2 tRNA genes are annotated in these 1319 nt (G+C 34.9%); both read left to right on the forward strand.

The features are described from left to right. Positions 1-47 precede the first annotated feature (47 nt). Positions 48-119 (forward strand) — tRNA-Glu (locus CBM15_RS18970). 1051 nt (positions 120-1170) lie between these two features. Continuing rightward, positions 1171-1246, forward strand: a tRNA-Val gene (locus CBM15_RS18975). The last annotated feature ends 73 nt before the right edge of the window (positions 1247-1319 follow it).

Genomic DNA, 1319 nt, shown 5'->3' on the forward strand with positions numbered 1-1319 from the left:
GGTCGCGTAAGCGGCGCGAGGGTTCAAATCCCTCTGTCTCCGCCATCGGCCCGTTGGTCAAGTGGTTAAGACACCGCCCTTTCACGGCGGTAACACGGGTTCGAATCCCGTACGGGTCATACATAGGAAGACGAAAAACGCTAAGTACTGTTACAATGTACTTGGCGTTTTTTTGTTGCGGTAAAAGCTCTCTTAAGATAATAAACAATGCTGCTATTTTTAAGGCTGATTAATTTCTTACACAACATAATTCTGTCTTATAATAAAGAAAAAAACTGGATTTAACTTATCGGAGTCTATTTACAACTAATATTATTTTATTGTCGCCGCATGGAAAAAACATATTTCCACGATCGTTAGTGGGGAAATGACATGATCTAGAAATAGATGAAAACAGGAGGCAAGAGGCAGTAAATAAGCGGAGATTTTCTGTGTATTTAAAGAAGGTCGGTTGTAAGATGCAAGTAGTCTAGTTGGCGCAATGTAGGACAATTTAAACCGGATTTCCCAATAAAAATAATAATAGAAGTATCAACACCCCAGTTCACCAAAAGGCATGGGCAAAAGCAACTTAGAAGTTGTTTAAAAAGGATTTAACGACCGAGTGTGAGTTTCAAATAAAACTGAGGTATGAATAGACACCTTCTAATGCAATAGCGTATTTATAAGCACATGGAGACGTAAAATTTATTATAATAGAATAGCAAAAAATGATGTAGATAATGGAAAAAATATAAAGATAAAGAGTATAATGATAAAGCGATAGGGGGGAGATAATTAAAATGTACTTTGTATCAAAACTTTAAAAAAGCAAGATAAATGTATGGACATTTCCTTGACATCTTCAGTATATAAAATGTATAAATAAGTAGTCGTATATTCTAAAACACTTGATATTTATAAGTAATATTAATAATTATATCAGAATGATTTATAAATATTAAAAACAAGTCTTGATAAAATTAGACAAACATATTAGAATTTCGTTATACTAAGTAAACGTTTTCATGAGCAATCTGAGTTGGTTCATGGAAAAAATAGAAAATAATATATTTTTTAAAAATAATTTCAAAAAAGGTATTGCATTATAAAAAAAGTAATGATAAAATAAATCTTGTCCTTAAGAGATAGGACATGCGGTTACGAAAGTGTAATCAGCAAATACCCATTGGAGGATTAGCTCAGCTGGGAGAGCACCTGCCTTACAAGCAGGGGGTCGGCGGTTCGAGCCCGTCATCCTCCACCATTTCTAAATGCCGGTGTAGCTCAGTTGGTAGAGCAACTGACTTGTAATCAGTAGGTCGAGGGTTCGACTCCTT

This window comes from Solibacillus kalamii, from assembly GCF_002174535.1.
In the GTDB taxonomy this organism is placed as follows: Bacteria; Bacillota; Bacilli; order Bacillales_A; family Planococcaceae; genus Solibacillus; species Solibacillus silvestris.